The 9,068-nt window shown below is 31.2% G+C and carries 8 protein-coding genes and 2 pseudogenes; 5 read left to right on the top strand and 5 right to left on the bottom strand.

Translation table 11 applies throughout. The features are described 5' to 3' along the window. Positions 1-147 precede the first annotated feature (147 nt). Entirely contained in the window at positions 148-1,158 is a 1,011-nt protein-coding gene (locus LQ693_RS10495; protein WP_040030087.1) for a YheC/YheD family protein, read from the top strand. Between the two features lie 530 nt (positions 1,159-1,688). Here the strand turns inward: LQ693_RS10495 and LQ693_RS10490 are convergent. The 5 genes and pseudogenes from LQ693_RS10490 to LQ693_RS10475 form a co-directional block, all read right to left on the bottom strand. After that, positions 1,689-2,243: pseudogene (locus LQ693_RS10490) on the bottom strand (IS3 family transposase); the annotation flags it as partial. A 15-nt stretch (positions 2,244-2,258) separates the two neighbouring features. Then, positions 2,259-2,477, bottom strand: a complete 219-nt coding sequence (locus LQ693_RS10485; RefSeq protein WP_126116941.1) for an IS3 family transposase — start codon at positions 2,475-2,477, stop codon at positions 2,259-2,261. A 95-nt stretch (positions 2,478-2,572) separates the two neighbouring features. Continuing rightward, positions 2,573-2,851, bottom strand: a complete 279-nt coding sequence (locus LQ693_RS10480; RefSeq protein ID WP_052437211.1) for a hypothetical protein — start codon at positions 2,849-2,851, stop codon at positions 2,573-2,575. Further along, positions 2,820-3,095, bottom strand: a pseudogene (locus tag LQ693_RS13845) (transposase); the annotation flags it as partial. The pseudogene LQ693_RS13845 and the gene LQ693_RS10480, both read right to left, overlap by 32 nt. Before the next feature lie 617 nt (positions 3,096-3,712). Next, the gene (locus LQ693_RS10475; protein WP_239703200.1) at positions 3,713-4,627 is read right to left on the bottom strand and encodes a DMT family transporter; all 915 of its coding nucleotides are present in this window, start codon (positions 4,625-4,627) and stop codon (positions 3,713-3,715) included. 212 nt (positions 4,628-4,839) lie between these two features. On the opposite strand from LQ693_RS10475, the gene LQ693_RS10470 reads away from it, so the two are divergent. The 4 genes from LQ693_RS10470 to LQ693_RS10455 all read left to right on the top strand — a co-directional run bounded on the left by LQ693_RS10470 (position 4,840) and on the right by LQ693_RS10455 (position 9,068). Continuing rightward, positions 4,840-5,724: a 5'-nucleotidase, lipoprotein e(P4) family gene (locus LQ693_RS10470; RefSeq protein WP_107565651.1), complete on the top strand. Its 885-nt coding sequence runs from the start codon at positions 4,840-4,842 to the stop codon at positions 5,722-5,724. Between the two features lie 144 nt (positions 5,725-5,868). Beyond that, positions 5,869-7,224, top strand: a complete 1,356-nt coding sequence (locus tag LQ693_RS10465) for a GntT/GntP/DsdX family permease (RefSeq protein WP_017000412.1) — start codon at positions 5,869-5,871, stop codon at positions 7,222-7,224. 279 nt (positions 7,225-7,503) lie between these two features. Next, a complete protein-coding gene (locus tag LQ693_RS10460; RefSeq protein ID WP_158258739.1) occupies positions 7,504-8,160 on the top strand; it encodes an HAD family hydrolase in 657 nt (218 codons plus the stop codon). Positions 8,161-8,231: 71 nt separating this feature from the next. Next, on the top strand, positions 8,232-9,068 hold the full coding sequence (locus LQ693_RS10455; RefSeq protein ID WP_107565653.1) for a MurR/RpiR family transcriptional regulator: 837 nt from the start codon (positions 8,232-8,234) through the stop codon (positions 9,066-9,068).

Below are 9,068 nucleotides of genomic sequence, written 5' to 3'. Positions count from 1 at the left end.
TTGGATACTTTTTGGTGTCCTGATTATGTGAATGATGAACAATTTAAAGAAATAGTAGAATTTATTGCTGAAGGTAAAGAATATATTGAAATAGACTGGAAAAATCGAGCATTTGAAATAAAAATTAAATAAGAGAGGAATTTGATTATGAAAGTAGGATTATTACGAGAAAAACATAAAAAGGGCGTGCTTGGTAGAACACTAACATATATAAGCAATTTTTATAATATAGACTTTTTTGTATTTACTTATGATGATGTTAATCTTGAAAATGAGACAATTGATGGTTTATTTTTTGAAGATGGACAATGGGTAAAAAAGCGTACAGAATTTCCAGATATAGTGGATAATGTACCGATGGATAAACGAAAATATCCTGAAATATTTAAAGCTTTAAGGAAGAAGGCTATATTTACAACACCAGGTTTAGGGTCTAAATCTGTTATTTTTAATAAGATGCAAGAAAGTAAAAGATTTGAAGATTTAATTATTCCAACTGATGAAGTATCTTCTTATGATGATTTACAAAATTATATACAAAAGTATAAAGAAATTGTATTAAAACCGACTCTTGGCAGTAGAGGTAGAAATATATGTTCTTTGAGTCAAAGAGATAAAAAAATTGATGTTTTAACCGATGATAAAAGTTGGACAATTGAAATTGATGAGTTACAGACTTTTTATAATGAGAATATAAGTGAAGAGAAGTATGTTGTTCAACCTTTCATAAAATCACAAACAATTGAAAATAAACCATTTGATATACGTCTTCTTGTCAGAAAAAATCAAAAAGGACATTGGGAGAAAGTTGAGATTTATCCGCGCATAGGTGTAAGTAAAAATATCACGTCACATGTAATTAACGGCGGTAGTGTAGCAATGTTAACACCATTTTTAAAATATAATTTCGAAAAGAATTGGAAAGATATAAGGATTGAACTCAATAATTTATGTAAAACGATTCCGCTCAATTTTGAGAAGCTTTATAACTTTGAAATTGATGCATTAGGTATAGATATTGGTATAGAACCTGACGGTAAAATTTGGATATTTGAGGTCAATACATTTCCAGGACAGCATTTCTTCTATGCTAGAGATTCTGAAGTGAGAGTGGCTTATTATAGATATTTATTAGGTCTAAAAGACAAAAAATCATAAAGATTTCATTCATTTCCTGGACAATATTTTTCCGGGAATTAAAAAATAATGATTTAAAATAAATAATTTAGAAAAATTCATATTTCATCCAAATTACTTTATATGATATAAAAAGTAATTTGGATGATTAAGTATAGTGAATTTGAAGGCAAAACACTTCTGATTATAGGTGTGTTTTCGAGTATTGGTAAGGCTACTGCTTTAAAATTTACTGCAAAATGAAGGAGTTACCCATTTTTATACCAAACACCATTTTGAAATAAGATCTCAGGAGTTTAAAAAAGGTGCTCAAGAATATGAGTATCTTATGGAATGGGTTAGTAATTGAAATTACAAAAGCAACAAATAATAAGCTTTTATGATACTAGTAGTTGATATTAGGCGTAAAGTATTTATAGTAGTAATATATCGTTTTATCTATCTGTATGAAAAACCAATTACAACTGTATCACTATTTTATTAACATTGAGTAATCATAAGTGAGATGTTAAAAAGTAATTAAAAGAAAAACTTACGAGTGATTTGATGTGCTACCCAAAAGTTTGACTTTTGGAACTAAGTAGATTGTAAGGTATGTTTCCTGAATTCTTCAGGAGACATGCTTTTAATTTTAGCTTAATTCTATCTTTATTATAGTATCTAATATATTCATGTACTGCGATTTCTAATGCTTCATATGTCTTGAAGACTTCTCCATAAAACATTTCCTGCTTTAATAAGCCAAAGAAGTTCTCCATCGGTGAATTATCTAAACAGTTCCCTTTACGTGACATGCTCATTGTTGCATCAAATTCTGTTATGATATTTCCCCAACTACTATGCTGATAATGAAATCCTTGATCCGAATGAACGACTAATTGGTTTAAATTGTGATGGTGTTCCTCAAGTGCTTTATTTAAAGGATTTATAGCGATTGCTAGGTTCGGTGAACGGGCAATCACTTCAGAGTTATAACAATCCATAATCGTTGATAGATATAGTTTCTTTCCTTTGATAGGTAACGCAAACTCTGTGATATCTGTGACCCATAGTTGATTGAATGTCTTCGGACTAAATTTACGGTTCACGGTGTTGGGAGCAATTTTCCCAACTGTCCCTTTTTATGAACTGTAACGTGTTCTCGATTTATTTTTGAATTTTTGACACAGTAAATTATAGGTTTTCATAATACGTAACAAGCGCTTATGATTCACCACAATTTGTTCTCTGTTTTCGAGTATCGCTTTGATTCTTCTGTAACCATATCTACCTTTATGTTTTGAGACTATCTCTCTAATTTTATCTACTAGCCATTGATCTTTCTGTTTCTGATCATCCATATGTTTTATCCAGTAGTAATATACAGACTTTGGTAGCTTCAACACTGTTAAAATCTCTTTTAGTGTATAAGTCGTTGCTTGCCTTACCTCAAGCGCTACTTTCGTTTTTTGTCTGTTGGATCTGTCGGTAAGGCGTTTAACTTTTTTAGAATGATATTTTCCAGTTCTTTCATTCTTAGTTCTTCTCTTAGACGTTCTAACTCTTCGCGTTCTGTTTCATTCAGAGGCTCGCTCTTTGATACTTGTTTTTGGTTATTTTCTTTCTTAGACATATGTTTTATTGGTCTCCCTTGTTTGCCCTCTAGAGCAGCTGGGCCACCTTCTTGAATCTTGCGATTCCAGTTAGCGATTGTTGAAAAAATGCTTGATACCAAAATGTTCCGCTGTTTCTCTATAAGACAATTGATTTTCTTCTCTATATTTTAAAACAGCTCGCTTAAATTCACTAGTATATTGAGTATTACTTAGAGATTTAGTGAGTCCCTGATAGCCATGTGTGTTATATTGTCTTACCCATAATCGAATCAATGACGGATCTACATTATGCTTTTTGCCTAAAAATTTGTATCCTCCTGCTTCGTTTAAATATTCATTAACTACTTTTATCTTAAATTCAAAGCTATGTTTTTTATTAACTGTCCATTATTCGGGTTATAGTTCACTCAGATTGCAATCCTGCTTTTCTAACGTTGGGATTTCCTACGCAACCAATAATTAAGAATTTTCAAGGATATTTGGGTCCCGAATTAAAGTTCAATTACATTAAACCTGATGAAGTTTTAAAGGTAAAACTACCTTAGTTCATTTTGAGAGAATTTATACATGCTTCATATAGAATGAAAAATGGAGAGCCATTTTCTTACAGTAATTATTTAACAATTAAAGTGAAATACTTTGACAAAGAAAAATCTAAATTTCAATATCTCTCTACTAAAATACCATGCGAAATTGAATATAAAGGGGGCAGGGCTATGCTGCATTTCAATATTGAACCGGCCGTCATAAGATTAGACTAGTATTAAAAAAGTACCGTAAAAAAAGCATCGTAAAACGATACGCTGAAGCATATCATAAATGATGCGGTTTTTTCAGCCGCTTCATAAAGGGATTTTGAACGTATCAGAACATATGAGGTTTATGAGAATTGCTATTATGTTTTTGTGAAAGTTATCACAAATAATGAGGTTATTTTCTATAATATTCTCATAGAAAATGTCGAATTAAGTGTAGGCGATTCATACTTTATTTTTTGAGTTTTTTCGTCTTATTTTTAAGTTTAAATTACCTATGATTGCTGCTGAGGTGATAACTAATAATATACCTATAATTTGCCATATATTTAATACATCACCTAAGAAAATTACGCCAGATAGTATCGCTATAATTGGTTCCATCGTTGATAAAATGGAGGCTGTGCTTGCTTCTAGGTTTTTTAGACCAGATGTATATAATAGGTATGCTAGAACAGTAGCGATTAGTGACAATGCTATTGACGGAGTTAGTACTTCTATTTTAGTAAATTGATTGGCTTTTGTTGTGATATCACTAAAGATAAGCATGAAAATAGCAGTATATAAGAAATTATAAGTTGTGATTGTTAATGCTGAATATTTACGTGTGATAGGTTTGCTGAAAATAGTGTACAGTGCGAAACAAAACCCTGATAACAATCCAAGTATGAGTACACTTATAGAAACTTCTATATCACCACTTGGTAAAAATCCAACAACGAAGCTACAACCAAAGACAGCTATGATTAATGCTAATATCTTTTTAATAGTAAATGCTTCTTTGAAAAATATTCTACTTAAAATCGTGACAAAAATTGGCCCTGTATATAAAAGTGTGACCGCTAAAGAAAGTGTTGATTGAGAAAAAACTTCAAAGTAAAAATAATTAAACAACGCTGTACTTAAAATACCTGCACATGCAAAGTTAATATGATCTTTTAAATTTGTTTTTAAGAGATGAGGATATCGTATCAACATAAAAATAAACAAAAACACAAATGTGAATACACCTCGAATAGCCACGACTTCCCATGCAGTAAACCCTTCTTTGTATAAAGGATTAACAAATAATCCAATAGTTCCCCATAAACCCGCACCACACATTGTCATGATATATGTTTGTAAATTCGTGCGCTTCACAACATAACCCCCAATCAAAGATATTAAATACAGTATAAAGGTTTCAGTGTAAAAAAACTTCTTTATATTTAAGTTCTTTAAAAAATTAAATAATCATTCATGTTAAATAACTGAAAATTATATAATTCACAATATTGTAACTATTCACATTTCGTTTAATTTGTTATATCATTTAAATTGTATTGGAAATTAAATTTTAAAGGAGTGAGCACATGAATAAGTTTTCGAAATATGTTGTAACGGCTTTATTAACGGGAGCTTTCACAGTTTCAGCACCACTCTCTACATACTCACCTGTAGCGAATGCAAGCGGATCAGGTGCACCAACGATGAAACAGGAGAAACAGCAGCAACAAACCGATCTTGGTTCTGAGAATATCATGGCTGTTTCATGGTATCAAAATTCAGTAGAAGCTAAAGCTCTATATTTACAGGGGTACAATAGTGCTAAAGTGCAACTGGATAAAGAAATTAAGAAGAATGATGGGAAAGAAAAACTTGCTATCGCACTTGATTTAGATGAAACAGTTTTAGATAATTCGCCTTATCAAGGATATGCGACATTAAACAACAAAGAGCATCCAGAAGGTTGGCATGAATGGATAGAAGCAGCAAAAGCAAAACCAGTATACGGTGCTAAATCTTTCTTAGAATATGCAGATAAAAAAGGTGTATACATTTACTACATAACTGACAGAGATGAAGATAAAGACTTCGAAGCAACTAAAAGAAACTTAAAAGAACAAGGTATTCCACAAGCAACTGATGACCATATCATGTTGAAAGGTAAAGACGATAAGAGTAAAGAACCACGTAGAAAACAAGTGGAAAAAGATCATAAGCTTGTAATGTTATTTGGGGATAACATTTTAGACTTCGGTGACCCTGAAAAATCAACCGCTGAAGAACGTGAAAAATTCATTCAAGAACATAAAGATGATTTCGGTAAGAAATATATCATATTCCCAAATCCTATGTACGGAAGCTTTGAAGGAACGTTGTATAACAACAACTATGATATTAGTGATAAAGAAAAAGATCAGCTAAGAAAACAATCAATTAAACAATTTAACCCATCAACAGGTGAAGTTGAATAAAATTTAAGGAAAGTAAATGGATTATATACAGTTGAACAAGCTAAAAATTATTAAATTTTTATTGTTTATTTCTATATAAAAATAAACAATAAAAGATGGGAGAATCATTTATAAAAAGAGATAGTATAAATAAGGAGGGGTAAAATGAATGGTGATTTATGGTTGATATTAATCACAATACTAGGTATAGGATTATTACTATATTTAGTAATGGTCTCAAAAATGCAGGCGTTTGTTGCTCTTTTAATTTCTAGCATTCTTATTGGACTAGCTTCAGGTATGAACTTGAACAAAATTGTAGAAACTGTTGAAGAAGGAATGGGAGGAACATTAGGCTTTATAGCTGTAGTAGTTGGACTCGGCGCTATGTTCGGAGAAGTATTAAAAGTCTCTGGTGGTGCAGAAAGGTTAGCTTTAACGATGGTTAATAAATTTGGAGAAAATAAAGCACAATGGGCACTAGGTATAACAGGTTTCATTGTTTCCATTCCGGTATTTTTAGATGTGGCATTAGTGATATTAATTCCTATCGTTTATAGTTTAGCCCAGAAAGCTAAAAAGCCAATTTTATTCTATGGTATCCCTTTATTAGCTGGGTTGGCAGTTACACATGCATTCGTACCTCCAACGCCTGGTCCTATAACGGTAGCAAAAATGCTAGGAGTAGATTTGGGGTGGGTTATTCTATTTGGTATTATAGCCGGTATTCCTGCTATGATTTTAGCGGGGCCTATTTTTGGAACATTTATAAGTAAAAAAGTACACTTAGATATGCCGGATATCGCTAAATTACATGGAGAAGTAAAAGATATAAAATCAGAAAAAGACTTACCTAGCTTTGCTTTAGTAGTAAGTCTAATCTTAATTCCGCTAATACTAATACTCATTAACACTGTGTCGGGGGTAGTCTTACCGGATGGTCTTGCTAAGGATATTCTAACGTTTATTGGACATCCATTTATCGCTTTAATTATTACAGTACTTTTAACATTTTGGTTATTAGGAACTAGAAGAGGTTACACTAAAAGCGATATTCAGGAGATTGCAACTAAAGCTTTAGAACCAGCCGGTATTATCATTTTAATTACTGGTGCAGGTGGAGTGTTCAAACAAACGTTAATAGACAGTGGCGTAGGTAAGGTGATGGGTGAGTTTATGGCACAATCTAACTTACCAATCGTAATGGTCGCATTTCTAATAGCGTTATTTGTTCGTGTAGCACAAGGTTCAGCAACAGTCGCAATGGTTACAGGAGCAGGATTAGTATCACCTATCATAGCCGATATGTCAGTGTCACAACCAGTATTAGGGTTAATTACAATTTCTATCGCAGCAGGATCTACAGCCGTTTCGCACGTGAACGACTCAGGGTTCTGGTTAGTAAATAGATTCTTTGGAATGACAGAAAAACAAACCCTTAAAACATGGACAGTTATGGAAACAATTGTAGGTTTCGTAGGATTTGCTGTTGTGATGATTTTAAGTTTGTTTATTAAATAATTAAGTTGTTAATTAAAGCTACTAGTTTATTTGAGACTAGTAGTTTTTTGTGATTTGGATAGTAAATTTCTTAACCAAACCATTAGTATTTGTAACAAGTCAAACGACTATACTAACCATGAGCAATCTCCTATTTATGAGAGATGTAAGTATTGGAGGTATACTGTTACTACTTAATACAAACACGTATGTTGGACTTATTAAGATTACCAAAAGTATAATATGTTGACAAACTTGTAAAAAGTGATAATGTACTATGAAAGCGATTACGAAGGAGGAATGGATTTGATAAAAGGCCTTATTTTTGATTTTGATGGGCTTATCCTAGATACAGAAACAGCTTGGTATGAATCTTATTTTGATGTTTTAAAATCAAAATATAATTATGAATTGGATCTTAAAGACTTTGTTAAATGTGTCGGAGCAAATAATGAAATACTTTTTAAAATTTTAAAAGAAGACTTAGGTAATAAGTTAGATGAAGACCAAGTATTTAAAGAAGTTCAGGAAAGACATCAAAATATAGTTTCAGAGAAACCTCTTAGAGAGGGTGTTCTAGATTATCTTAAGGAAGCTAAAAATTTAGAATTAAAACTTGCAATTTGTACAAGTTCAAAAGAAGAATGGATAAATAAACATTTGACTAATAAGGGAATTATTGAGTATTTTGATTGTTTTGTGACTGCAGATGATGTAGAGAGAATAAAACCGCATCCAGACTTATTCAACCAAACAATAAAAAGTCTAAACATTGATAAAGAAGAATTGTTAGTATTTGAAGACTCTTTAAACGGACTTTTATCCTCAGAAAAGGCGGGAATAAAAACAGTAATTTTCCCTAATCCAGTAACTGAACATTTAGATTTCACAGGTGCAAATAAAATTTATAAGAATATGTCAGAAATTGCTTTGGAAGATTTATTGAAGCAATTTTAAAAAGGACTAAAATGGAGCAAAAATCCTCATTTTTATAAAAAGGGGATATTTAATCTATAAGGAGCAAATTTATGGATAGTTATAAATTAAAGTTTCAAAAACATCTACATGAATTAACAAAGAGTGAACAAAAAGTAGGGAATTATGTACTAGATAATATGGAAAGTGTCGTCCATAAAACAGTCAAAACTCTTTCTCATGAAGTTAATGTAGGAGAAACAACAGTATTAAGATTTTGCAAAAAACTCGATTATAAAAGTTTTAGTGATTTTAAACTGGGGTTATCTAAAGATTTATTCAATTTAGAAGGTATAAAGAATACAAATGAAATGGGGCAACTAGAGAGTTATATTTACCAATCTATGTTTAATATTCAAAATGCAATTGAACAAACATATAAACAATTGGATTTTAATACAATCCAAAAAGTTGCTGAATTATTAAAAAGTGCAAAAAGAATTTTATTTGTTGGATCATCTGCTTCAGGTATTACTTCAGAATATGCTCAAAATAAATTTATTAAAATCGGCAAAAATATTGAATATTATTCTGATAATCATATGGAGTTAATGAATTGTTCAACTGTTACATCTGAAGATGTTGTTGTTGCAATTTCTTCAAGTGGATTAACGAAAGATACTGTTAACGCTACATCTTTAGCTAAATCTGCCAACGCAAAAATAATTACTATTACTAACTCTGAAAACAATCCTTTAACTAAGTATGCGGATTATTGCATATTCACTATAGGTAAAGAAATTTTGCTTCAAGGTGGCTCAATAGAAAGTAAAGTTTCTCAAGATTTTATTATAGATACAATTTATCAAGCTATGCTCTTTGTTGATGAGGGAGAGTATAAGCAAGCAATAGAAAAATCATCAACATCTATCGTAGATAAAATATATTAG

The organism is Mammaliicoccus sp. B-M6, assembly GCF_022386965.1.
Classification (GTDB): Bacteria; Bacillota; Bacilli; order Staphylococcales; family Staphylococcaceae; genus Mammaliicoccus; species Mammaliicoccus sciuri_A.
The sequence above is the reverse complement of the archived record's forward strand: the minus strand, read 5'-3'. Positions and strand labels throughout refer to the sequence as shown.